At 74.1% G+C, this 22,865-nt stretch carries 21 protein-coding genes and 1 tRNA gene; 11 read left to right on the top strand and 11 right to left on the bottom strand.

The genetic code is table 11. The features are described from left to right. Positions 1 to 6: 6 nt before the first annotated feature. The 7 genes from rpmE to argS form a co-directional block, all read right to left on the bottom strand. The gene (gene rpmE, locus ACI792_RS08060; RefSeq protein WP_456579172.1) at positions 7 to 240 is read right to left on the bottom strand and encodes a 50S ribosomal protein L31; all 234 of its coding nucleotides are present in this window, start codon (positions 238 to 240) and stop codon (positions 7 to 9) included. Between the two features lie 235 nt (positions 241 to 475). Next, positions 476 to 2,611 (bottom strand): transcription termination factor Rho, encoded by a 2,136-nt coding sequence (gene rho / locus ACI792_RS08055; RefSeq protein ID WP_456602136.1) that lies wholly within the window; start codon positions 2,609 to 2,611, stop codon positions 476 to 478. A gap of 246 nt (positions 2,612 to 2,857) precedes the next feature. Continuing rightward, the gene (gene thrB, locus ACI792_RS08050) at positions 2,858 to 3,805 is read right to left on the bottom strand and encodes a homoserine kinase (protein WP_456602135.1); all 948 of its coding nucleotides are present in this window, start codon (positions 3,803 to 3,805) and stop codon (positions 2,858 to 2,860) included. After that, positions 3,802 to 4,875, bottom strand: coding sequence for a threonine synthase (gene thrC, locus ACI792_RS08045; RefSeq protein WP_456579175.1), 1,074 nt, complete (start codon positions 4,873 to 4,875; stop codon positions 3,802 to 3,804). Before thrC ends, thrB begins: the two co-directional genes overlap by 4 nt. After that, on the bottom strand, positions 4,872 to 6,167 hold the full coding sequence (locus ACI792_RS08040; protein ID WP_456602134.1) for a homoserine dehydrogenase: 1,296 nt from the start codon (positions 6,165 to 6,167) through the stop codon (positions 4,872 to 4,874). Before ACI792_RS08040 ends, thrC begins: the two co-directional genes overlap by 4 nt. Beyond that, the gene (lysA, locus tag ACI792_RS08035) at positions 6,164 to 7,657 is read right to left on the bottom strand and encodes a diaminopimelate decarboxylase (protein ID WP_456602133.1); all 1,494 of its coding nucleotides are present in this window, start codon (positions 7,655 to 7,657) and stop codon (positions 6,164 to 6,166) included. The genes ACI792_RS08040 and lysA overlap by 4 nt, the downstream gene beginning before the upstream one ends. Next, positions 7,654 to 9,315 (bottom strand): arginine--tRNA ligase, encoded by a 1,662-nt coding sequence (gene argS / locus ACI792_RS08030; RefSeq protein ID WP_456602132.1) that lies wholly within the window; start codon positions 9,313 to 9,315, stop codon positions 7,654 to 7,656. The genes lysA and argS overlap by 4 nt, the downstream gene beginning before the upstream one ends. A 156-nt stretch (positions 9,316 to 9,471) precedes the next feature. Between argS and ACI792_RS08025 the strand changes: the two genes are divergently transcribed. From ACI792_RS08025 to ACI792_RS08005, 5 genes are all read left to right on the top strand, one after another. After that, positions 9,472 to 10,191 (top strand): DUF3105 domain-containing protein, encoded by a 720-nt coding sequence (locus tag ACI792_RS08025; protein ID WP_456602131.1) that lies wholly within the window; start codon positions 9,472 to 9,474, stop codon positions 10,189 to 10,191. A 25-nt stretch (positions 10,192 to 10,216) separates the two neighbouring features. After that, entirely contained in the window at positions 10,217 to 10,888 is a 672-nt protein-coding gene (locus ACI792_RS08020; protein WP_456602130.1) for a DUF305 domain-containing protein, read from the top strand. 70 nt (positions 10,889 to 10,958) lie between these two features. Next, positions 10,959 to 11,033: transfer RNA gene (locus ACI792_RS08015), tRNA-Arg, on the top strand. A 221-nt stretch (positions 11,034 to 11,254) separates the two neighbouring features. Next, complete coding sequence (locus tag ACI792_RS08010) at positions 11,255 to 12,880, top strand: sodium-dependent transporter (RefSeq protein ID WP_456602129.1); 1,626 nt, start codon at positions 11,255 to 11,257, stop codon at positions 12,878 to 12,880. Next, a complete protein-coding gene (locus ACI792_RS08005) occupies positions 12,877 to 13,011 on the top strand; it encodes a methionine/alanine import family NSS transporter small subunit (RefSeq protein ID WP_456579182.1) in 135 nt (44 codons plus the stop codon). The genes ACI792_RS08010 and ACI792_RS08005 overlap by 4 nt, the downstream gene beginning before the upstream one ends. Positions 13,012 to 13,292: 281 nt before the next feature. On the opposite strand, the gene ACI792_RS08000 is transcribed toward ACI792_RS08005, so the two are convergent. Next, complete coding sequence (locus tag ACI792_RS08000) at positions 13,293 to 14,063, bottom strand: SDR family NAD(P)-dependent oxidoreductase (RefSeq protein WP_456579183.1); 771 nt, start codon at positions 14,061 to 14,063, stop codon at positions 13,293 to 13,295. 121 nt (positions 14,064 to 14,184) lie between these two features. On the opposite strand from ACI792_RS08000, the gene ACI792_RS07995 reads away from it, so the two are divergent. Genes ACI792_RS07995 through ACI792_RS07980 form a run of 4 tightly spaced genes read left to right on the top strand, consistent with a single transcriptional unit; the run spans position 14,185 to position 17,728 of the window. Next, positions 14,185 to 15,687: a long-chain-fatty-acid--CoA ligase gene (locus ACI792_RS07995; RefSeq protein WP_456602128.1), complete on the top strand. Its 1,503-nt coding sequence runs from the start codon at positions 14,185 to 14,187 to the stop codon at positions 15,685 to 15,687. After that, positions 15,684 to 16,139 (top strand): hypothetical protein, encoded by a 456-nt coding sequence (locus ACI792_RS07990; RefSeq protein WP_456602127.1) that lies wholly within the window; start codon positions 15,684 to 15,686, stop codon positions 16,137 to 16,139. The genes ACI792_RS07995 and ACI792_RS07990 overlap by 4 nt, the downstream gene beginning before the upstream one ends. Continuing rightward, positions 16,060 to 17,184: an alpha/beta fold hydrolase gene (locus ACI792_RS07985; protein WP_456602126.1), complete on the top strand. Its 1,125-nt coding sequence runs from the start codon at positions 16,060 to 16,062 to the stop codon at positions 17,182 to 17,184. The genes ACI792_RS07990 and ACI792_RS07985 overlap by 80 nt, the downstream gene beginning before the upstream one ends. Before the next feature lies 1 nt (position 17,185). Continuing rightward, positions 17,186 to 17,728, top strand: a complete 543-nt coding sequence (locus tag ACI792_RS07980) for an N-acetyltransferase family protein (protein WP_456602125.1) — start codon at positions 17,186 to 17,188, stop codon at positions 17,726 to 17,728. Positions 17,729 to 17,737: 9 nt separating this feature from the next. On the opposite strand, the gene ACI792_RS07975 is transcribed toward ACI792_RS07980, so the two are convergent. The 3 genes from ACI792_RS07975 to ACI792_RS07965 are packed head-to-tail and all read right to left on the bottom strand — an operon-like array spanning position 17,738 to position 20,960. After that, positions 17,738 to 19,375, bottom strand: a complete 1,638-nt coding sequence (locus tag ACI792_RS07975; protein WP_456602124.1) for an ABC-F family ATP-binding cassette domain-containing protein — start codon at positions 19,373 to 19,375, stop codon at positions 17,738 to 17,740. A gap of 31 nt (positions 19,376 to 19,406) precedes the next feature. Next, the gene (locus tag ACI792_RS07970) at positions 19,407 to 20,477 is read right to left on the bottom strand and encodes an adenylate/guanylate cyclase domain-containing protein (RefSeq protein WP_456602123.1); all 1,071 of its coding nucleotides are present in this window, start codon (positions 20,475 to 20,477) and stop codon (positions 19,407 to 19,409) included. Between the two features lie 12 nt (positions 20,478 to 20,489). After that, a complete protein-coding gene (locus ACI792_RS07965; RefSeq protein ID WP_456602122.1) occupies positions 20,490 to 20,960 on the bottom strand; it encodes a universal stress protein in 471 nt (156 codons plus the stop codon). A gap of 181 nt (positions 20,961 to 21,141) precedes the next feature. On the opposite strand from ACI792_RS07965, the gene ACI792_RS07960 reads away from it, so the two are divergent. Beyond that, positions 21,142 to 22,083 (top strand): ABC transporter ATP-binding protein, encoded by a 942-nt coding sequence (locus ACI792_RS07960; RefSeq protein ID WP_456602121.1) that lies wholly within the window; start codon positions 21,142 to 21,144, stop codon positions 22,081 to 22,083. Next, positions 22,080 to 22,835, top strand: a complete 756-nt coding sequence (locus ACI792_RS07955) for an ABC transporter permease (RefSeq protein ID WP_456602120.1) — start codon at positions 22,080 to 22,082, stop codon at positions 22,833 to 22,835. Before ACI792_RS07960 ends, ACI792_RS07955 begins: the two co-directional genes overlap by 4 nt. Positions 22,836 to 22,865: the final 30 nt, after the last annotated feature.

Below are 22,865 nucleotides of genomic sequence, written 5' to 3'. Positions count from 1 at the left end.
GGGGTGCTACTGGGCGTCGGTCGAGGCGCCCGTGCTGCGCTTGCCGAACCGCTTCTCGAAGCGGGCGACGCGGCCGCCGGTGTCGAGGATGCGCTGCTTGCCGGTGTAGAAGGGGTGGCAGGCGGAGCAGGTCTCGACGGTCAGCTGACCGTTCGGGGCGGTGCTGCGGGTCGTGAAGGTGTTGCCGCAGCCGCAGGTCACGGTGGTGACGTTGTAGGCCGGGTGGATGTCGGGCTTCATGGCTGCTGCCTCTTCTACGAAGTCTGTGTCGTTCAGTCGGTCAGAACGCCGGGGGCCGGACGACTATTTCCGGCCGCGCCAGCGGGCCTCGGCCGACCAGTCTCCCAGATCGGTCGGGAGGTGCTGGAACGGCCCCCGATGAGGGGCTGGAACGGCCCCGCTGCAGGGTCCCGGCCCGAGCTGGGGGCACCTCCCGCTGGCGGGGGACAGCGAGGGCCGGGGCAGCGGGGTCCTCCTAGTCCTGGCCGGGGCCCAGCGTCGTCTTCTGGATCTGCATGAGGAACTCGACGTTGTTGCGGGTCTTCTTCAGCTTGTCGAGCAGAAGTTCCAGCGCCTGCTGCGGCTCGAGCGCGGCGAGCACCCGGCGCAGCTTGATGACGATGGCCAACTCGTCGGGCGACATGAGGATCTCCTCCTTGCGCGTGCCCGACGCGTTGACGTCGACGGCCGGGAAGACCCGCTTGTCCGCCAGCCGGCGGTCCAGCTTGATCTCCGCGTTCCCGGTGCCCTTGAACTCCTCGAAGATCACCGTGTCCATCGTGGAACCGGTCTCGACCAGCGCCGAGGCGATGATCGTGAGCGAGCCCCCGTTCTCGATGTTGCGGGCCGCGCCGAGGAAGCGCTTGGGCGGGTACAGCGCCGTGGAGTCGACACCGCCGGAGAGGATGCGCCCGCTGGCGGGGGCCGCCAGGTTGTAGGCGCGGCCCAGGCGGGTGATCGAGTCCAGCAGGACGACGACGTCGTGGCCCATCTCGACCAGGCGCTTGGCCCGCTCGATGGAGAGCTCGGCGACCGTGGTGTGATCGGCCGGCGGCCGGTCGAAGGTCGAGGCGATGACCTCGCCCTTCACCGAGCGCTGCATGTCGGTGACCTCTTCGGGGCGCTCGTCGACGAGGACGACCATGAGGTGGCACTCGGGGTTGTTCGTCGTGATCGCGTTGGCGATCGACTGCAGCACCATCGTCTTGCCGGCCTTGGGCGGGCTGACGATGAGCGCGCGCTGCCCCTTGCCGATCGGCATGACCAGGTCGATGACGCGGGTGGTCAGCAGGTGCGACTCGGTCTCCAGCCGCAGGCGGTCCTGCGGGTAGAGCGGGGTCAGCTTGGTGAACTCCGGCCGGTTGCGCGCCTGCTCGGGGTCCAGGCCGTTGACCGTGTCGAGGCGGACGAGTGCGTTGTACTTGTCCTTGCGCTCGCCCTCGCGCGGCTGCCGGACGGCGCCCGTGATGGCGTCACCGCGGCGCAGGCCGTAGCGGCGCACCTGCGACAGCGACACGTAGACGTCGTTCGGCCCGGTCAGGTAGCCCGAGGTGCGGACGAAGGCGTAGTTGTCCAGGACGTCGAGGATGCCGGCGACGGGCAGCAGGACGTCGTCCTCGCTGACGGTCGGCTCGCTCGGCTCGAAGCGGTCCCGGGTGTTCCCGCCCCGCTTGTTGCGGTCGCGGTAGCGACGCCCCCGGCGGCCGCGGCCGCCCTCGAAGTCGTCGTCGTCCTCCTCGGCGGGGCGGTCGTTCCGACCGCCGTCGGTGCGGTTGTCGGTGCGGTTGTCGTTCCGGTTGTCCGGACGGCCGCCGCGGTCGTTGCGGTCCCGGTCGGGGCCGCGGTTGCCGTCACGGCCGGCCCCGTCACGGGCGCCGCCGTCGCGGTTCCCCCGCTCGGCGCGTTCGCCGCCGTCCTGGGTCCCGCTGCGGTCGGTGCGCTCGCCGCCGTCGCGCGGGGTGCCCCGCTCGGCGCGCTCGCCGCCGTCACGGTTGCCGTCCCGCTCACCGCGGTTGCGGTTGCGGTCGCGGCCGCGCTGCGGCCGGTCGCCACCGCGCTGCTCGTCCTCGCGCGGCTCGGCGGGGGCGGTGTCCTGCGCGGGGGCCTGCTCCTGCGCGGGGGCCTGCTCCTGGGCAGGGGCCTCAGCCGGGGCGGCGGCCGCCGCCGGAGTGCTCTCGGTGGCGGCGCCCGGCGAGCCGGCCGGTCGGCTCGCCGCCCGGCGGGTGCGCACGGGTGCCTCACCGGTCAGCGGGCCGCCGTTCGCGCCCCCGCTGACGGGCGCCTCGAGGGGTGCGGCCGACGCGGCGACGCCGCGCGCGGCCTCGGCGCCCCCGGTGGAGCCGTTCTCCGCGCGCGGCGCGGGTGCGCCACCCTCGGAGCCGGCGCCCACCTGGCGTTCGGAGATGGCCGCGACCAGGTCGCTCTTGCGCATCCGGCCGGTGCCGGGGATGCCCAGCTCGCCGGCCAGGCGCTGGAGTTCGGGCAGGAGCATGCCCGACAGCCCGTTGCCGCGGCGGCGGGGACGCCCAGCCTGCCCAGAAGCGGCAGTGCCCTCGGCGGTTGCGGCGGCATCGGGCGCGCCGTTCCGGCCGAGGTCGGTGGTTTCGCTCACGTACAGGTCCTTCCCTGCGGTGACCTGCGCGTCTCAGCGCAGGGGGTGCCCGGTCCCCGGCGGACCGGCCCGGAGGGCGGATGCGCGTCAGGAGACAGGTCGAGAGGTGCGAGGCGGATCAGCGGCGAAGAGGTTCGGACATCTGCTTCGGCCCCGCGCGAGGCTCGCCCGAGTGGGCGGCTACGCCGTGAGCCTAGTCGCAGCTCACGGACACGACAACACCGGATGATCTCGGCGTGTTCCCCGTTACCGAGACGATACCTGGCGGGCGGGCAGCACCCGGGCCCCGCCCTGGTCGATCGGCAGCGGGAGCACGCGCCAGCCGGCCGGCACCAGGCCAGCGACCTCCCGCACCCGCACCGCGGCGGCGAGGTCACCGGACGGGTCGTCGGGATGCCGTCGCGTCAGCACGAGGACGCTCGGACCGGCCCCGGAGACGACGGCCGCGTGGCCCGCGTCGCGCAGCCGGTCGACCAGGGCCAGCGACTCCGGCATCGCCGCGGCGCGCTGCCGCTGGTGCAGCCGGTCCTCGGTGGCCTCGAGGAGCAGCCCCGGCTCCCGGGTGAGCGCGTGCACCAGGAGAGCGGCGCGACCGGCGTTGAAGGCGGCGTCGCCGTGGGGCACCGACTCCGGCAGGAGGGTGCGGGCCACGTGGGTGGGGAGCACGGTCTCCGGCACGACCACCACCGCGAGCACCTCGTCGGACACGTCCAGCCGGTCGGCCCGGGCACCACCCGCCGTCGACCACGAGAGGGTGGCACCGCCCAGGAGGCACGGGGCGACGTTGTCGGGATGCCCTTCCAGGGCGTCGGCGAGCCGCAGGACCGCGTCGCCGTCGATCGCATCGACGTCGGGGCACAGCGACCAGGCGGCGAGGAGCCCGGCGATGACCGCGGCCGCCGAGGACCCCATCCCGCGCCCCTGGGGGATGCCGTTGTCCGCCTCGATGCGAAGCCCCGGAGCGTCCCACCCCAGTTCCGCGGCCCCGGCACGGAAGGCCCGCGCCACCAGGTGCGACTCGTCGGCGGCCAGCGTGCCGGCGCCCTCCCCGCGCACGACGATCTCCGTCGACCCGCGTTCGACCAGCGAGAACTCGAGGACGTCGTGGCACGCGAGCGCGAGCCCGGCGCAGTCGAAGGCAGGGCCCAGGTTGGCGCTCGTGGCGGGGACCCGGATCCGGACGACCCCGGTCACAGGCCGAGCTGCGCTGCGGCCGCGGCCGCGTCGACCGGGATGGTCAGCGGCGCCGGCGCGCCGGAGATCGCCCACTCCGGGTCCTTGAGGCCGTTTCCCGTGACGGTGCAGACGATCCGCTGGCCGGGCTCGAGCTCGCCGGCGTCGGCGACCTGCAGCAGGCCGGCGACCGAGGCCGCCGAGGCCGGCTCGACGAAGACCGCCTCGCTGCGGGCCAGCAGCCGGTAGGCCGAGAGGATCGCCCGGTCGGTGACCGCGTCGATGCGCCCGCCCGACTCGTCGCGGGCGGCGAGCGCCTTGGTCCAGGACGCGGGGTTGCCGATGCGGATGGCGGTGGCGATCGTGCTCGGGTTCTCCACCACCTGACCGCTGACGATCGGGGCGGCGCCGGCGGCCTGGAAGCCGAACATGCGCGGGGTGCGCGAGGCGGTGCCGTCGGCGGCGTACTCGCGGTAGCCCTGCCAGTAGGCGGTGATGTTGCCGGCGTTGCCCACGGGGAGGCAGTGCACGTCGGGGGCGTCGCCGAGCACGTCGACGATCTCGAACGAGGCGGTCTTCTGCCCCTCGATGCGGAACTGGTTCACGCTGTTGACCAGGCTGACCGGGTAGTCGATGGCCAGCTTGCTGGCCAGCGCGAGGCAGTCGTCGAAGTTGCCGTCGACCTGCAGCAGCTTGGCGCCGTGCACGAGCGCCTGGGCCAGCTTGCCCATCGCGATCTTGCCCTGGGGGACGAGGACGGCGCAGGTCATGCCTGCGCGGGCGGCGTAGGCCGCGGCGCTGGCGCTGGTGTTCCCGGTGGAGGCGCAGATGACCGCCTGCGCACCCTCCTCCAGGGCCTTGGTGATGGCCATCGTCATGCCGCGGTCCTTGAACGACCCGGTCGGGTTGGCGCCCTCGACCTTGAGGTAGACCTCGCAGCCGGTGCGCCGGGAGAGCTCCCGCGCGGGCACCAGCGGGGTGGCGCCCTCCTGCAGCGTGACCACCGGGGTGGTGTCCGAGACCGGCAGGCGGGACCGGTAGGCCTCGATGAGGCCGGGCCAGCCCGGGGACACGACCGACGAGACCGTCATTGCAGACCCTCCACGCGCAGCACGCTGGTGACTCCCCGGACGGCGGGCATCTCCCGCAGTGCGGCAATGGTGGCCGACAGCGCCGCGTCCGGGGCGCTGTGGGTCACGATGACCAGCGTGGCGGCGTCGCCGCGGCCGGTCTGGCGGACCGTGGAGATGCTCACGCCGTGCTGCGCGAACTCCTGCGCGACGGCGGCGAGCACACCGGGCTTGTCGGCGACGTCGAGGCTCACGTGGTACCGCGTCGGGGTCTCGGCCATGGGCCGGACGGCGAGGTCGGCGTAGCCCGTGGGGCCCTGCCCGGCGGCGCCGGCCACCCGATTGCGGGCGACCGCCACCAGGTCGCCCAGGACGGCGCTCGCGGTGGGTTCCCCCCCGGCGCCCTGGCCGTAGAACATCAGCTGCCCGGCGGCCTCGGCCTCGACGAAGACGGCGTTGAAGGCCCCGCCGACCGACGCCAGCGGGTGGGTCGTCGGGATCATCGCCGGGTGCACCCGCACGGAGACCGAGTCGCCGTCCCCGTTCCCGTCCACCCGCTCGCAGATGGCCAGCAGCTTCACCGTGCAGCCGATCTCCGCGGCCCGGGCGACGTCGGTGGCGGTCACCGTGGAGATGCCCTCCCGGTGCACGTCGGCAGCCGAGACCGGCGTGTGGAACGCCAGGGAGGCGAGGATGGCGGCCTTGGCGGCGGCGTCGAAGCCGTCGACGTCGGCGGTGGGGTCGGCCTCGGCGTACCCCAGCTCCGTGGCCTCGGCCAGGGCCTCGCCGAAGCCGGCGCCGGTCTCGGCCATCCGCGACAGGATGTAGTTGGTGGTGCCGTTGACGATGCCCACGATGCGGGACAGCTGGTCGCCGACCAGCGACTCGCGGAGCGGGCGCAGGATCGGGATCGCCCCGGCGACGGCCGCCTCGTAGTACAGGTCCACACCGGCCTTGGCCGCCGCCGCGTGCAGGGCCACGCCGTCCTCGGCGAGCAGCGCCTTGTTGGCGCTGACCACCGACTTGCCCGTCTCGAAGGCGGCGAGCATCAGGGACCGTGCGGGCTCGATGCCGCCGATCACCTCGACGACGAGGTCGACGTCGTCCCGGGTGACCAGGGCGTGCGCGTCGGTGGTGAGCAGGTCCGGGGGCACGTCCGGGTGGTGGTCCGGGCGGCGGACGGCGACGCCCGCCACCTCCACGGCGCGGCCGACGCGGGCGCCGAGGTCGTCGGCCTGCTCCTGCAGCGCGCGCAGCACCGCGCTGCCGACGGTGCCGCAGCCGAGCAGCGCCACCTTGAGGGGTCGGTTCACGAGGTCGCTCCCGCGGGGTGCTCGGGCGCCGGCTGGTCGATGGCCGGCGAGGGGGCGGGTCGGTCGGCGAGGACCGCGTCGAGGGCGAACACGTCCGACAGGGTCTGCCGTCGCACGATCTCCCTGGCGGCGCCGTCCCGGACGGCGACCACCGGGGGCTTGAGCAGGTAGTTGTAGTTGCTCGCCATCGACCAGCAGTAGGCGCCGGTGGCGGCGACGGCGAGCAGGTCGCCCGGCTGCACGTCCGAGGGCAGCCACAGGTCGCGCACCAGGATGTCGCCGCTCTCGCAGTGCTTGCCGACGACCCGGCACAGCGCCGGCGGGGCCTGGGAGACGCGGTTGGCCAGCACGCAGGTGTAGGCGGCGTCGTAGAGGGCGGTGCGGATGTTGTCGCTCATCCCGCCGTCGACCGAGACGTAGTTGCGCACCATCGGGGTGCCGGGCGCACCGCTGGCGCCCAGCCGCACCGGCTTGATCGTGCCGATCTCGTAGAGCGTCACCGTGCCCGGCCCGGCGATGGCGCGGCCGGGCTCGACCGCCAGGCGCGGCACGGGCAGGCCCAGCTGCGCGCACTCGGCGGCGACGACGGCGCGCAGCCGCGTGGCGACGTCCGCCGGGCTCACCGGGTCGTCCTCGGACAGGTAGGCAATGCCGAAGCCGCCGCCCAGGTTGAGCTCGGGCAGCACCTCCCCGGTGGCCTGGTGCACCTGGCCCAGGAGCCCGACGACGCGGTGCGCGGCGGCCTCGAAGCCGGCCGTGTCGAAGATCTGCGAGCCGATGTGGCTGTGCAGCCCGGCCAGCCGCAACGCGGGCTCGCGGATGACCCGCACGGCGGCGGTCAGCGCGTCACCGGTGGCCAGCGAGAAGCCGAACTTCTGGTCCTCGTGCGCGGTGGCGATGAACTCGTGGGTGTGCGCCTCGATGCCCACGGTCGCGCGGATGAGCACCGGCACCGGCGACCCGCCGTCGGCGACCCGCTTCTCGGCCATCGGGACGAGCCGCTCGATCTCGTCGAAGGAGTCCAGCACGACGTGGCCGATGCCCGAGTCGACGGCCAGCTGCAGCTCGACGAGCGACTTGTTGTTGCCGTGCAGCGCGATCCGCTCCGCCGGGAACCCGGCCGCCAGTGCGAGGGCCAGCTCGTTGCCGCTGCACGCGTCCAGGTGCAGGCCGTCGTCGGCGATCCACCGGGCCACCTGGCCGCAGAGGAACGCCTTGGAGGCGTAGTGCACGTCGGCGTCGGCGAAGGCCAGGGCGAACTCCGCGGCCCGTCCGCGGAAGTCCTCCTCGTCGAGCACGAACAACGGGGTGCCGTGCGCGCGCGCCAGGTCGGTCACCGCGCGGCCGCCCAGGTGGAGCTCACCGTCCACGCGGGTGGCCGAACGCGGCCAGACGTGCGGGTCGAGCGCCCCGAGCTCCTCCGGCGGGGCTCCGGCGGCCGTGGGCGGGGTGATCGTGCCGTGCAGCGGCCCCGCGGGGTGCGCCCTCACATCCGCTCCGGCGCGGTCACACCGAGGACCCCGAGGCCGTTGCGGAGCACCACCGCGGTCGCGGCGCACAGCCAGAGCCGGGCGGTGGTGAGCGGCGTGGTCTCCTCGTCGCCGCGGGGCAGCACCCGGCAGGCGTCGTAGAAGCGGTGGTAGGTCCCGGCCAGCTCCTCGAGGTAGCGGGCCACCCGGTGCGGGGCGCGCAGCTCGGCGGCCGAGGTGAGCACCCGCGGGAACTCCCCGATCGCCCGCAGCAGGTCGTTCTCGCGCTCGTGCACCAGCGCGCCGACGTCGACGCCGGCGGCCTCGCCCAGCCCGATCCCGAGGTCGGCGGCGTTGCGCAGCACCGACGAGATGCGGGCGTGCGCGTACTGGACGTAGAAGACCGGGTTGTCGTTGGTCTTCCGCGTCCAGAGGTCGATGTCGATGTCGATCTGCTGGTCGACCGAGGCCCGGGCCAGGGCGTACCGGGCTGCGTCCGCGCCGATCGCGTCGACGAGGTCCTCCAGGTTGACCACGGTGCCGGCGCGCTTGCTCATCCGCACCGGCTCGCCGTTGCGCAGGAGGTTCACCAGCTGGCCGAGCAGGATCTGCAGGTGCACCGCGGGGTCGTCACCGGCGGCGGCCACCAGGGCCTTGTACCGCCCGACGTAGCCGGAGTGGTCGGCCCCGAGCATGATCACGACCTTGTCGAAGCCGCGCTCGCGCTTGTCCAGGTAGTAGGCGCAGTCGGCGGCGAAGTAGGTGGGCTCGCCGTCGGCCTTGACCAGCACCCGGTCCTTGTCGTCGCCGAAGGTCGTCGTGCGCAGCCACACCGCGCCCTCGGACTCGTACACGTGCCCCTGCTCGCGCAGCCGCGCCACGGCCTTCTCGAGGGCCCCGGCCCGGTGCAGCGACGTCTCGGAGAACCAGACGTCGAAGTGGACGCCGAACGCCTCCATCGTGCTGCGGATCTCGTCGACCATGAGCTCCACGCCCCGGGCGCGGAACACCGGCAGCTGCTCGTCCTCGGGGCGGTCGAGCAGGCCCGGCTCGGCGGCCACGACCTGCGCCGCGATGTCACCGATGTAGCTGCCGGCGTAGCCGTCCTCGGGCACCTCGCGGCCGTTCGCGGCGGCGAGCAGGCTCCGGGCGAACCGGTCGATCTGCGCCCCGGCGTCGTTCAGGTAGTACTCGCGGGTGACGTCGGCGCCGCTGGCCTGGAGCAGCCGGGCGATGGCGTCGCCGACAGCGGCCCAGCGGGTGCCGCCGATGTGCACCGGGCCGGTGGGGTTGGCCGAGACGAACTCCAGGTTGAGCCGCTGCCCGGCCAGGGTGGCGGTGCGCCCGTAGGCCTCCGCCGCCGTGACGGCGTCGACGGCGATCTTGCCGAGCGCGCCCTGCGCGAGGGTGACGTTGAGGAAGCCGGGCCCGGCGATGTCGACCCGCGCGACCCCCGGGTGGGCGCGCAGCTCCTCGGCCAGCAGCCCGGCCACCTCGCGCGGCGGCCGGCCGGCGGGCTTGGCCAGGCGGAGGGCCACGTTGGTCGCGTAGTCGCCGTGCTCGGGGTTCTTCGGCCGTTCGACGACGACGTCCGCAGGTACCTCGACGGGCAGCGCGCCTCGCTCGACGACCGCGGCCACGGCGGTGCGGACGAGGTCCTGGAGCTGCTCCGGTGTCACCGGGCGAGCGTACTGATCGCGGTGCAGCCACCCGCCGCCCCCGCCCGGCTCCCAGCTCCCGTACAGGGAGCCGACCTAGACTCGCTCCCGGTGAGCGGGGCCCGCCCGGCCCCCACCGCAGCGGCGCGGACGCGCCCCCGTGAACGAGGAGAGGCCTTGGCCAAGGACCGCAAGCCCGACAAGAGCCGAGCCACCGGCGGTGGGGCCACCCGGTCCGGCGGGCGGGCGACGGGAGGGCGCACCCGGCCTCCGACGCAGGTCGTGGCGCAGCAGCGGCCCTGGGGCCTGATCGCCGCCGCCGTGGCCGTCGTCGTCTTCGCCGCGGCGGTCATCACCTACGCCGTGGCGCAGGTGCGGGCGGCCGACGCCTCGCGGGTGGAGTCGATCGACGAGATCGCCGGCGCGCAGACCTTCGAGTACGAGGGCGGCCTGCACGACGACGGCCCGATCGAGTACACCGAGTCCCCGCCGGTCGGCGGTGAGCACGCCAACCTGTGGGCCGACTGCACCGGCACGGTGTACGACGTCGACATCCGGCACGAGAACGCGGTGCACAGCCTGGAGCACGGCGCCGTCTGGATCACCTACAACCCCGACGAGGTCTCCGACGCCGACGTCGAGACCCTCGCCGGGCTGGTCGAGGGTGTCTCCGGCCGCATGCTCTCCCCGTACGAGGGCCAGGACTCCCCCATCAGCGTCCAGTCGTGGGGCGAGCAGCTGAAGGTGGACAGCGCCGAGGACGAGCGGATCAAGCAGTTCGCCGACCTCATGACCTACAAGGCCGACAGCTTCCCGGAGCCCGGCGCCACGTGCGAGAGCCCGACCTTCCTGGCCGACCCGCCGCTCGAGAGCGACGACGCCCCCGTCACCCAGTGAGGACCGTCTCCCGGGAGGTGACCTCGTGACCGCAGGCAGTGCGTCCCGGCACAGCCCGCTGCGCACCGCCCTGCTCGCGGTCATCGGCGTCGGGCTGCTCGTCCTCGGCGGGGGGCTGGCCGTCGCGCTGGGCATCGGCCGGGACGCCCAGCCCACGGCCGACTCCGTCGACGCCGGCTTCGCCCGGGACATGTCCCGCCACCACCTGCAGGGCGTCGAGATGGCCAACCTGGTCGCCGAGCGCAGCGACGACCCGGAGGTCGAGCAGCTGGCGTTCGACATCTCCGCCACCCAGACCAACCAGGCCGGGCGCATGCAGGGCTGGCTGGCGCTCTGGGACATCCCCGTCTCGGGCGGCGACACCATGGCCTGGATGGCCGGGGCGGACGCCCACGCCGGGCACGACATGGCCGGCACGGAGATGGCCGCGGGCGCGCTGATGCCCGGTATGGCCACCGACGACGAGCTCGCGGAGCTGCGGAGCCTCTCGGGCACCGCCTTCGACGTGGAGTTCCTCCGGCTGATGATCCGGCACCACCAGGGCGGCTTCGACATGGCCGCCTACGCGGCCGAGAACGCCGAGGTGCAGGCCGTGCGGGACCTCGCGCGGTCGATGGTGCGGTCGCAGGGCGCGGAGGTCGAGACGATGACCGCGATGCTCGCCGCCCGGGGCGGGACCCCCCTCCCGGAGCCGTGACCCGCGGCCCGGGAGCCGCATCCCGGGCCGCGGCGGGGGGCTGGTAGTTTCTTCCCTGCCCCACCACCGAGCCCCCGTAGCTCAGGGGATAGAGCACCGCCCTCCGGAGGCGGGTGCGCAGGTTCGAATCCTGCCGGGGGCACCACCACGAGCCGCGTCCCGGTCCCCCTGCGGGCCCCCCGGCTCATGCCAGGCCCCGTGGCCGCTCACCGGGTGCCGACGGGGCCTGTCGCGCATCCGGGGGACGCAGCGTGCCCGCCGGGCGTGCGACATGGCGTGAGTTCTGGCACGTTTCCATCGACGGCCCGTCGCGGTCCGGTGCTCGGGGTGCTCGCGGGGCCGGCGGACCACGGCGCGGGAGGTCGGATGAGCACGGCAGAGGGCGCGCAGGCCCACGCGGAGAGCCGGCGGGGCGGCTTCAGCTCCCGCCGCGTCTTCATCCTGGCGGCCATCGGCTCGGCGGTCGGCCTCGGCAACATCTGGCGGTTCCCCTACGTCGCGTACGAGAACGGCGGCGGCGCCTTCGTGGTGCCCTACCTGGTCGCGCTGCTGACCGCCGGCATCCCCTTCCTCCTGCTGGACTACGCGATCGGCCACCGCCACCGCGGCTCGGCACCCCTCTCCTTCGCCCGGCTGCGCCGCGGGGTCGAGGGGCTCGGCTGGTGGCAGGTGGCCATCTGCTTCGTCATCGCCGTCTACTACGCGGCGGTGCTCGCCTGGGCGCTGAGCTACACCTTCTTCTCGTTCGACCAGGCCTGGGGCGCCGACCCCGAGGGCTTCTTCTTCGGCGAGTACCTGCAGGCCGGTGACGTCGAGGTCACCGCGGACGTGGTGCCCGGGGTGCTCGTGCCGCTCGCGTTCGTCTGGCTGGCCGTCCTGGCGGTCATGGCGCTCGGCGTGCAGCGCGGGATCGGCGTGGTCTCGCTGGTCTTCATCCCGGTGCTCGTGCTCGCCTTCGCCGCACTGGTGGTGCAGGCGCTGCTGCTGCCGGGAGCGGGTGCCGGCCTCGACGCGCTGTTCACACCCGACTGGTCGGCCCTCGCCGTGCCCTCGGTCTGGGCCGCCGCGTTCGGCCAGATCTTCTTCTCGCTGTCGATCGGCTTCGGCATCATGATCACCTACGCCTCGTACGTGAGCCGCCGCGAGGACATGACCGGCTCCGGCCTCGTCGTCGGCTTCTCGAACTCCAGCTTCGAACTGCTCGCCGGCATCGGCGTCTTCGCCGCTCTCGGCTTCATGGCCCAGGCCGGCGGGGTCGCCGTCGACGAGGTCGCCAGCGACGGGATCGGCCTGGCGTTCATCGCCTTCCCGACGATCATCAGCCAGGCCCCGGGGGGCACGCTCCTCGGCGTCCTGTTCTTCGGGTCGCTGGTGATCGCCGGGATCACCTCGCTGATCAGCGTGATCGAGGTGGTGATCTCCGCGGTCCGCGACAAGCTGGACACCGGCCGGCTCACCGCGACCCTCGCGGTCGTCGTGCCCACCGCGGTGCTGAGCCTGGTCCTCTTCAGCACGACCAGCGGCATCTACGTCCTCGACGTGGTCGACCACTTCGTCAACCAGTACGGCATCCTCGTCGTGGCGCTGCTGAGCATGCTGGTCGTCGCGTGGGGGCTCCGGGCCCTGCCCCGGCTCGCCGACCACCTCAACGTCCACGGCCGGCCGAGGCTCGGCACGGCCTGGCGGCTGCTGACGAGCGTCGTCGCCCCGGCGGGTCTGGCGATCGTGCTCGTCCTCGCGTTGCGGGACGACCTGGACGCGCCCTACGGGGACTACCCCACCTGGCTGCTGGTGTCGCTGGGCTGGCTGCTGGTGGTGGCGCTGCCCGTCGCCGGGTTCCTGATCGCCCGGCTGCCGTGGCGTGCCGGCACCCACCTGGACGGGCCGCCACCCGGCTCCGATCCGACGGCGCCGCTGCACGCCCCCGCTGCCGCGGGACCGACCCCCGGAGGCCGTCCGGTCACCGGGAACGACGAGGGAGGCCGGCGATGAGCGCCGAGGCGATCGCGATGATGGTGGTGGCGATGCTCGTCATCTGGGGCGGCCTCGCGCTGGCCGTCGCCAGCCTGATGCGCCACGGCGCGGTCGAGGACCGCGGCGAGAACCTGCGCCGGGACCTCTGACCCCGTTGCCCACGGAGCGAGGGGGCCGGGCGCCCAGCGTCACGGCCACCCCGGCGGGCCGTCCGGGGGCAGGCCATCGCTCGTGGCCTCCGAGCTGATCACGACGCCGCCCCCGACCCGGTGGACGGCGTCCTGGTCCACCCCCACGGCGGCGGCAGGCGGCAGCCGCCAGCCCCGTCGACGGCACCCTCCGCGCGATGGGGCGCGGCCGGTCCCGGACGAGGCCGGCCGGGTGCGGATGCGCATCGCACGGACCGACCGCGCCACCATCGACGGTTCGCTCAGCTGGTGAGCATCCCGCCCTCGACGGGGATGGTCGTGCCGGTGACGTAGCCGCCCGCGTCGCTGACCAGGAAGACCAGGGCGGCGGCGAGCTCCTCGGGCTCGCCCTTCCGCCCCACGAGGACCCGGGACAGCTGCGACTCCAGGTAGCCCTCGGGGTACTGGTCGGTCATCTCGGAGGTGAAGAAGCCGGGCGCCAGGGCGTTGACCCGTATCCCCTTGCGCCCGGTCCACTGCTGGGCGAGGTCGCGGGTCAGCCCGATCAGCCCCGCCTTGCTGGCGGCGTAGGCGGCCTGCGGCAGGCCGGCCGTCGTCAGCCCGAGCACGCTGGAGATGTTCACGATCGAGCTGCCCGGCTGCATGACCCGGCCGCAGGCCTGCGCCATCCAGTAGCAGCCGTTGAGGTTGACGTCGATGACCTGCCGGAACTGCTCGGGCGTCTCCCGGGTGGCCGGCGCGGCGGTGCCGACCCCGGCGTTGTTGACCAGGACGTCGACCTTGCCGAACTCGGCCATGGCGGCGTCGACGAGCGCCTGGCAGTCCTCGGGCCGGGAGACGTCGGTGGCCACGCTGATCGCCCGCCGCCCGGCCTCCTCCACCGCACGCTGGGTCTCGGCCAGGCGGTCGACCCGGCGGGCACCCAGGACGACGTCGCAGCCGGCCTCGGCCAGGGTGCGGGCGAAGACGGCGCCCAGGCCGGAGGAGGCCCCGGTGACGATGGCGACGCGGTCGTCGAGGCGGAACAGGTCGAGGATCGAGCGGTCGGGCATGAGCGGGGTTCTCCTCGGGTTCGGCGGGCTGTCGGGCCACCGTATCGGCCCTGTGCGGTAGATCACCGATCGAGCCGGGTAGGGGCCCCGGGTCCAGCCAACGGGGACCAGGGGGACGACCGTGACCAACCTCGCGCAGAACCTGCTCGACTCCGCCGACGAGGGCGCCGACCGTCCCGCGCTGCGGATGGACGACGCCGAGCTCACCTACGGCGGGTTCCGCGACGCCGCGCTCCGCGTCGCCGCCTCGCTGCAGGCCCGCGGCGTGCGGCCGGGCGACCGCGTCGGGCTGGTGCTGCCCAACGTCCTCTCGTTCCCGGTCGTCTTCTACGGGGCCCTGCTCGCCGGTGCCGCCGTCGTGCCGATGAACCCGCTGCTCAAGGCGCGGGAGGTGCAGTACTTCCTCGAGGACTCCGGCGCGCGGGTCGTCGTCACGCTGGAGAGCACGGCCGGGCCGGTGCGCGAGGCGGCGGACGTGGTCGGCGCCGAGGCCGTCGTGGTGGGGCCCGCCTCCCCCGACGAGCTCATGACCGCCGAGCCGCTCGGCGCGGCGGTGGAGCGGTCCGACGACGACCTGGCCGTCGTCCTCTACACCTCGGGGACGACCGGGCAGCCCAAGGGCGCCGAGCTGACCCACGCGAACATGGGCCGCAACGCGCTCACCACCGCCGAGACGCTCGCCGAGAACACCGCCGACGACGTGATCATGGGCTGCCTGCCGCTGTTCCACGTCTTCGGTCTGACCTGCGGCCTCAACACCGCCGTCGTGCGGGGCTCCCTGCTCACGCTCGTCCCCCGGTTCGACGGCGCGAAGGCGCTGGAGGTGATCGAGCGAGACCGGGTCACCATCTTCGAAGGCGTCCCGACGATGTTCGCCGCGATGCTGCACCAGCCCGACGCCGACCGGCACGACCTCTCGAGCCTCCGGCTGTGCGTCTCCGGCGGCTCGGCGATGCCGGTCGAGATCATGCGCTCCTTCGAGGAGCGCTTCGGTTGCATGATCCTCGAGGGCTACGGTCTGTCGGAGACCTCGCCGGTCGCCTCGTTCAACCACCCGCACGCGGAGCGCAAGCCCGGCTCGATCGGGACCCCGATCCGCGGTGTGGAGATGCGCCTGGTCGACGACGACGGCAACGAGGTGGGCGGCGGCGAGGTCGGCGAGATCGCCATCCGCGGCGAGAACGTGATGCGCGGTTACTGGGAGCGGCCGGAGGAGACGGCGAAGGCGATCCCCGACGGCTGGTTCCGCACCGGCGATCTCGCCCGCACCGACGAGGACGGCTACTTCTTCATCGTCGACCGCAAGAAGGAGATGATCATCCGCGGCGGCTACAACGTCTACCCGCGGGAGATCGAGGAGGCGCTGTACGAGCACCCGGCGGTGGCCGAGGCCGCTGTCGTGGGGGTCGCGCACCCCGACCTCGGCGAGGAGGTGGCCGCGGCGGTCGCCCTCAAGCCCGGCATGACCGCCGAGGTCGAGGAGCTGCGCGAGTTCGTCAAGGCGCGGGTGGCCGCCTACAAGTACCCCCGCCACCTCTGGCTGGTGGACAGTCTGCCGAAGGGCCCGACCGGGAAGATCCTGCGCCGCGCCGTGGAGATCCCGCAGGAGGTGGGGGCCCGATGAGCCAGCCCCCCGCGCCCCGCAAGGCACCGCCGTCGCCGCCGCTGTGGCGGCAGGCCTTCGACGCCGCCGAGCGGGCGATCGCGCCCCGCGCCGAGGACGTGGTGCGCAGCGAGTACTTCGCGCTGGCCACCGCTCTGCTGCGGCGCGCGCAGACCGTGGCGGGCAGCTCGGCGCAGGGGCTCAGCGCCCGCGCCTGGCACCTGCTCAACCTGCCCGCCGGCAGCGACGTCAGCCGCCTGCGCGCGCAGATCGGCTCGCTCGACCGCGAGGTGCGCCGGCTGACCATCCAGCTGGAGAAGGAACGGCGACGCAGCTCCGCGTCCCGCCCGGACCGCCCTCGACCGACCACCGCCCCGACCACGGAGGACAGCGATGCCGACGGTGCCCAGCCCGCAGACGGTGCTCGACCGCGTCCGGCGCGACGTCGAGCGCAACACCCTGCGCGCCCGTAACGGCATCAAGCTCGTCGCCGGCGTCGACCGGCCCGGCGTCGGGCAGACCCCCAAGGACGTCGTCTGGCAGCGCGGCCGCACCCAGCTCTGGCACTACCGCAACGACCCCGACACCTACGGGGGCGTCCGCTACGGCCCGCCGCTGCTCATCGTCTTCAGCCTCGTGAGCAAGAGCTACATCCTCGACCTGACGCCGGGCAACAGCTTCGTGGAGCAACTGCTCGAGGCCGGCTTCGACGTCTACATGCTCGATTGGGGCGAGCCCGACGAGCGCGATGCGGGCAACGGGCTCGAGGACTACGCCGACGACTACATCCCCGCCGGGGTCGACCGGGTCCTGGAGCTCTCCGGCGCCGACGAGGTCAACCTGTTCGGCTACTGCTTCGGCGGGAACCTCGCGCTGCTCTACGCCGCGCACCACCCCGACGCGCCGCTGCGCAGCCTCACCGTGCTGGCCACGCCCGTGGACTTCCGGCACATGGGCCCGCTCGCCGACATCTTCGCCGTCGGGGGCATGGACGTCGGCTCGGTCCTCGGTCCGGACGGCAACGTCCCGCCCTCGGTCGTCGTCCAGGGCTTCCGCGCGCTGACCCCCACGGCGGAGGTCACCCGGTACGTCACCCTCTGGGAGCGGCTCTGGAACGACGAGTACGTCGCGTCCTACCAGGCCATGACCGGCTGGTCGGACGACCACGTGCCCTTCCCCGGCGTCGCGGCACGGCAGACGGCGGAGATGCTCGTGCGGGCCAACGGCATGGTCAACGACCGGCTCTCCGTGGGCGGGGACCCGGTTCACCTCTCCGACATTCAGGTGCCGTTCCTGACCGTGCGCGCCAACCGCGACCACATCGTGCCGCCGGACGCGACGGCGCCGCTGATCGACCTGGTCGGGTCCCCCGACAAGCACGAGCTGTGCCTCGACGCCGGCCACATGGGGCTCGTGGTGGGGCGCACCGCGGCGAAGACGACGGTGCCCACGATCATCGACTTCGTCCGCCGGCGCAGCGACGCGATCGACGCCGACGAGACCAGCCGGGAGGCCTGACGTGACGGTGGTGGAACTGGGACCGGAGCGCTGCGACGCGCTGCTCCGCTTCTTCGGCGACCTGCCCGCCGGTGACCTGACGTTCATCAAGGAGGAGGTCACCGACCCCGAGACGGTGCGCTCGTGGGCCAGCGGCGAGTCGTCGGGCGGTCGCTGGGTGGCGGTCGAGGGCGACGACGTGACCGGCTACGTCGCCGTCCGGCCGCTCCCGGGCTGGTCGGACCACGTGGGTGAGGTGCGCCTGGTCGTCGCGCCGTCCCGCCGCGGCAGCGGGCTCGGGCGTGCGCTGGCCCGGCAGGCGCTGGTCGGCGCGGTCTCCTCCGGGCTGTCCAAGCTGGTCGTGGAGGTCGTCGCCGAGCAGGGGTCGGCGCTGGCGCTCTTCAGCGACCTCGGCTTCTCCGGGGAGGCGCTCCTGCGCGACCACATCCGCGACCGCGACGGCGAGCTGCGCGACCTCATGGTGCTGGCCCACCACGTCTCCGACACCTGGTCGGGCATGGACACCGTCGGCATCGCCGACGAGCTGGGGGCGCCGGCCGGCTGAGGCCCCGGGTCAGCGCTCGGTGACGCGTCCGCCGTCGACCTCGAGCAGCCGGTCGGTGGCGACGGCGGCGAGCATCCGCCGGTCGTGGGTGACCAGCAGCAGGGTGCCGGAGTAGCCGGCGAGCGCCTGCTCCAGCTGCTCGATCGCCGGCAGGTCCAGGTGGTTGGTCGGCTCGTCGAGCACGAGGACGTTGATCCCACGCGCCTGCAGCAGCGCCAGCGCCGCGCGCGTCCGCTCCCCCGGCGAGAGGGTGACCGCGGGGCGCGTGACGTGGTCGGCGGTGAGCCCGAACTTGGCCAGCAACGTGCGCACCTCCGCCGTCGGCCAGTCGGGCACCTCCGCGCCGAAGGCGTCCAGCAACTGCTCGGTGCCGAGGAACCGCCCGCGGGCCTGGTCGATCTCGCCGATGCGGACCGACGGCCCCAGCGACGCCGCGCCCTCGTCCAGCGGCAGGCGGCCGAGGAGCGCCGCCAGCAGCGTCGACTTGCCGGAGCCGTTGGCGCCGGTGATGGCGATGCGGTCACCCCAGTCCACCTGGAGGTCCACCGGCCCGAGGGTGAAGGGACCCCTCCGCACGACCGCACCGCGCAGGGTCGCCACGACGGCCCCCGCGCGGGGGGCGGCGGCGATCTCCATGCGGAGCTCCCACTCCTTGCGCGGCTCCTCGACCACGTCGAGCCGCTCGATCAGCCGCTCCGTCTGCTTCGCCTTCGCGGCCTGCTTCTCTGCCGACGCCCGGTTGAAGTTCTTGATGTGCTTGTCGGGGTCCTTCGACTTCTTGACCGCGTCGCGGACGCCCTTGGCCATCCAGTTGCGCTGCATCCGCGCGCGCGCCTCGAGCCCGGCCTTCGTGTCGGCGAACTCCTCGAACTCCTCGCGCGCGTGCCGCCGGGCGATCTCGCGCTCCACCAGGTAGGCCTCGTAACCGCCGTCGTGCACCCGCACGAGCTGCTGGGCCAGGTCCAGCTCGACGATCCGGGTGGCCGTGCGGGCGAGGAACTCGCGGTCGTGGCTGACCACGACCACGCCGGACCGGGAGCCGGCGACGAACCGCTCCAGCTGGTCCAGGCCGGCGAGGTCGAGGTCGTTGGTCGGCTCGTCGAGGAGCAGGACGTCGTAGCGGCTCAGCAGCAGCGCGGCCAGCCCGACGCGGGCGGCCTGGCCACCGGACAACCCGGTGGTCGGCGCGTGGAGCGCGACCCCCGGCGCCACCTCGGCGACGACCTCGGCGGCCCGCTCGTCGAGGTCGGCCCCGCCCAGGGCCAGCCAGCGCTCCAGGGCGTCGCCGTACGCGTCGTCGGCGCCGGCCTGCCCCGCCGCGAGCGCCTCGGTGGCGGCGTCGAGCTCCGCCTGCGCCGAGGCGACACCGGTGCGGCGCGCCAGCGCGGCGAGGACCGTCTCCCCCGGGCGGCGCTCGTGCTCCTGCGGCAGGTAGCCGAGCGTCGCCGTCGGCGGGCTGAGGGAGATGCTCCCGGACTCGGCAGGGAGCTCCCCGGCCAGCGTGCGCAGCAGGGTCGACTTGCCGGCGCCGTTCACCCCGACCAGGCCGACGACGTCGCCCGGGGCGACGACGAGATCGAGGTCGGCGAAGAGCACGCGGGCGCCGTGACCGGCTGCCAGTCCGCGGGCGACGAGGGTGGCGCTCACCCCTGCAGCCTGCCAAGCGCCCGCGAGGCGCTCAGTCCCGGCTCGCCGACGGGTCGTCGTCGACGTCGAAGGCGTCCTCCCCGTAGCCGCTGCCGGCGTCCTCCGCGACCACCCTCGCCCGCCGCACGAGCCACGGCTGCAGGTGGTCGTAGCCGCGCACCGACACCCGCCGCAGCGGCCGGACCCGGTAGTCGCCCACCGCGCGCAACCGGTCGGCGAGGTCCCGGTCGACCAGCAGGGCGCCCGGTCGGGCCAGCGACGTCAGCCGGCTGGCGAGGTTGACCACCGGCGAGTACACGTCGCCGAGCCGGGTGAGGACCGCGCCGTAGGCGGCGCCGACCCGCAGGGGCGGGCGGTCGTCGGCCGCCCAGGCGTCGGGGAGCTCCAGGCCGATGTCCGCGGCGTCCGTCGCCGACCACGCGGTGAAGAGGACGCCGTCGCCGACGGTCTTCACCACCCGGCCGTGGTGCCGGGCGATCACCTCGGCGGCGGTGCTTTCGAAGTCCTCGACCATCGCGCCGAGCTCGCGGCCACCCATGCCGCGGCTGCGCGAGGTGTAGCCGACGAGGTCGGCGAAGCCCACCGCCAGCTCCCGGCGGTCGCCGGGCCCGGTCGCGGCCAGCAGGCGGTCGACGTTGGCCACCAGGTGCCGGCGCCAGACGTAGTCCTGCACCTCGCGCAGCCGGGGCAGGAGCGCCTGGGCGGCGGCCACCGCCCGCTCCGTGGTCGCGGCCGGGTCCTCGTCGGCCCGCGCCCCGCGCAGCAGCGCGTCGGCCAGCATGTCGGTCTGCCAGTCGGCCAACCGGGAGAGCGACTGCCCCATCGCCCGGGCGATGGAGGCCTCGCTCTCCGTGTCGACGAAGCCGGAGTCGATCAGGGTCGAGAGGACGCCCAGCGCGGCGATGTCGGCGTCGGTGAAAGCGGGGTCGTCGTCGGCGGCGTCGGGGAAGCCGAGCGCCCGCCACAGCCGCTGCGTCCGCTCCGGTGGCATGCCGGCCATCCGGCCGACGTCCAGGCGGGTGTAGCGCCGGGGGCCGCCGAGCAGCAGCCGCTCCAGCGCCTCGCGGGCGCCCGGCTCAGGACCCGCCCCGGCGTCGTCCATGCGCCCCGGACCTCAGTCCGTGGTGTGGACGACCAGCACGTCGCACCCCGACCGGCGGGTGGCGTCGGCCGGGACCGAGCCCAGCAGCCGGCCCTTGATGCTGTTGAGGCCCCGGTTGCCGACGACGAGCAGGTCCGCCTTCTCCCGGCGGACGACCTCCAGCAGCGTCTCGACCGGTGATCCCATCACCGCCACGGTGCGCACGTCGCAGGCGCCGGATGCCAGTGCGCGCTCGGCGGCGGTGCGCACGGTCTCCTCGGCGGGGTGGGACCCGACCACCTGGTAGGCCTCGTCCCCCAGCACGTCCTGCGCCCGGGCGAGCTCCCGGTCGTCGGTCTCCGTGGGGAGGTAGGCGCAGGCGACCACCAGCGTCGCGCCGCAGGCGCCGGCCAGTGCCCCGGCCCGGGCGACCGCGCGCAGCGAGGACTCCGACCCGTCGGTTCCGACGACGACCGTGGTGTAGGCGTTCGCGGGCTCGCTCACGGCGCGCACTCTAAGGGACGGCGCGCGGCCGTGTGCCCGGGGTCACGCACACCGGGCGCGCGGGCAACGGAGCGGTGGAAAACGTGCCCGCGGGGTGCCGGAACGTCGTGCCGGTGCGCTTGGATGGGCGGGACACGGGCCACCAGATCGGAGGCGCGACATCGCCACCCCCCACTCCCCCGTGACCGACCCCGTGCGGGTCGAGGTCCGGGGGCTCACCAAGTCCTTCGGCTCCGTCCGGGCGGTGAGCGACCTGGGCTTCACCGTCGAGCCGGGCACGGTCACCGGGTTCCTCGGCCCCAACGGCGCGGGCAAGACCACCACGCTGCGCATGCTGCTCGGGCTGGTCCGCCCCGACGCGGGCACCGCCACGTTCGACGGCACCCCGTACACGGCGCTGCGGGAGCCGGTCCGCACCGTCGGCGCGGTCCTGGAGACCGCCTTCCACCCGGCCCGGTCCGGCCGCAACCACCTGCGCGTCTACTGCCGCGCGGCCGGGCTGCCGGTCGAGCGCGCCGACGCGGTGCTGGCCCAGGTCGGGCTGGCCGACGCCGGGGGACGGCGCGCCGGCGGCTACTCCCTCGGGATGCGCCAGCGGCTCGGGCTGGCCACGGCGCTGCTCGGCGATCCCTCCGTGCTGGTGCTCGACGAGCCGGCCAACGGCCTGGACCCCGAGGGCATCCAGTGGCTGCGAGGCTTCCTCCGCCACCTCGCCCACGACCAGGGCCGCACGGTGCTGGTCTCCAGCCACCTGCTCTCGGAGGTGGAGCAGACCGTCGACCGCGTCGTCATCGTCGGCGCCGGCCGGCTGGTCCGCGAGGGCTCGATGGCGCAGCTGCGCGCCGGGGCCGACGGCGCCGGCTCGGTGCTGGTGCGCAGTCCCGAGGCGACCCGGCTGGCCGACTCGCTGCGCGCCGACGGCACGTCCGTCACGCTCGACGGCGACTCCCTGACCGTCACCGGCCGCACCACCGCCGAGGTCGGCGCCCGCGCCTTCACCGCCGGGGTGGAGCTGCACGAGCTGCGCTCGCGCACCAGCGGCCTGGAGGAGATCTACTTCCAGCTCACCGCCGGCCAGGAGCAGTACGCCGCCGGCGCGACGACCCCGGAGCTCTCGCGATGACCCACCTGATCCGCGCCGAGTGGACCAAGCTGTTCACGACCAGGGTGTGGCTGGGCCTGCTGCTGGGCGCCTGCGTCATGGTGATCGGCTTCGCCGTCCTGCTCACCTCCTTCGCCGGCAACCCCGAGTCGGGCATCCCGGCCGTGGGCACGCCGATCTACGAAGCGCTGGCGATGGCGAACGCCGTGAACGTCAACGTCCTCTTCCTCATCGTCGGCATCATCGGGATGACCCAGGAGTACCGGCACCGGACGGCGACGCCGACGTTCCTGACCACCCCGCGCCGCGGCCGCGTCGTGATCGCCAAGCTGCTGGCCTACGCGCTGGCGGCGACGCTGTTCGCGCTGGTCGTGCTGGTCGTCAACTACGCGACCGTCGCGATCCACGCCGGGGCGCGCGGCGCGGCGCCGGCGCTGGACGCGGACAACCTCGGCACGCTGGGCAGCTCCGGGCTGGCGCTGATCATCTACGCGGTCATCGGCGTGGGGCTCGGTGCTCTGCTGCGCAACCAGGTCGGGGCGATCGTCGGCGGGCTGGTCTACCTGTTCGTCATCGAGCCGATCATCCGGTCGATCCCGGCCACCTCGGGGGCGTACAAGTGGATGCCGGGAGGTGCGTTGGAGGCGCTCACCGCGACCTTCCAGGGCCCCGAGCTCCTGGAGGCGTGGCAGGGCGGTCTCCTGCTGCTCGGTTACGGTCTCGTGGCGGCCCTGCTGGGCACCTTCCTGGCCGTCCGCCGCGACATCGCCTGAGACGGCCGGGGGCTCGTCCCACGCCCCCGC

It is taken from the genome of Blastococcus sp. SYSU DS0669, assembly GCF_054050895.1.
The sequence above is the reverse complement of the archived record's forward strand: the minus strand, read 5'-3'. Positions and strand labels throughout refer to the sequence as shown.

What these genes read in the sequence shown, in the direction of transcription:
- rpmE (WP_456579172.1), bottom strand. Translation starts at nt 240, where the DNA reads ATGAAGCCCGACATCCACCCGGCCTACAACGTCACCACCGTGACCTGC.
- thrC (WP_456579175.1), bottom strand. Translation starts at nt 4,875, where the DNA reads ATGACGGTCTCGTCGGTCGTGTCCCCGGGCTGGCCCGGCCTCATCGAG.
- ACI792_RS08010 (WP_456602129.1), top strand. Translation starts at nt 11,255, where the DNA reads ATGAGCACGGCAGAGGGCGCGCAGGCCCACGCGGAGAGCCGGCGGGGC.
- ACI792_RS08005 (WP_456579182.1), top strand. Translation starts at nt 12,877, where the DNA reads ATGAGCGCCGAGGCGATCGCGATGATGGTGGTGGCGATGCTCGTCATC.
- ACI792_RS08000 (WP_456579183.1), bottom strand. Translation starts at nt 14,063, where the DNA reads ATGCCCGACCGCTCGATCCTCGACCTGTTCCGCCTCGACGACCGCGTC.
- ACI792_RS07990 (WP_456602127.1), top strand. Translation starts at nt 15,684, where the DNA reads ATGAGCCAGCCCCCCGCGCCCCGCAAGGCACCGCCGTCGCCGCCGCTG.
- ACI792_RS07985 (WP_456602126.1), top strand. Translation starts at nt 16,060, where the DNA reads ATGCCGACGGTGCCCAGCCCGCAGACGGTGCTCGACCGCGTCCGGCGC.
- ACI792_RS07970 (WP_456602123.1), bottom strand. Translation starts at nt 20,477, where the DNA reads ATGGACGACGCCGGGGCGGGTCCTGAGCCGGGCGCCCGCGAGGCGCTG.
- ACI792_RS07955 (WP_456602120.1), top strand. Translation starts at nt 22,080, where the DNA reads ATGACCCACCTGATCCGCGCCGAGTGGACCAAGCTGTTCACGACCAGG.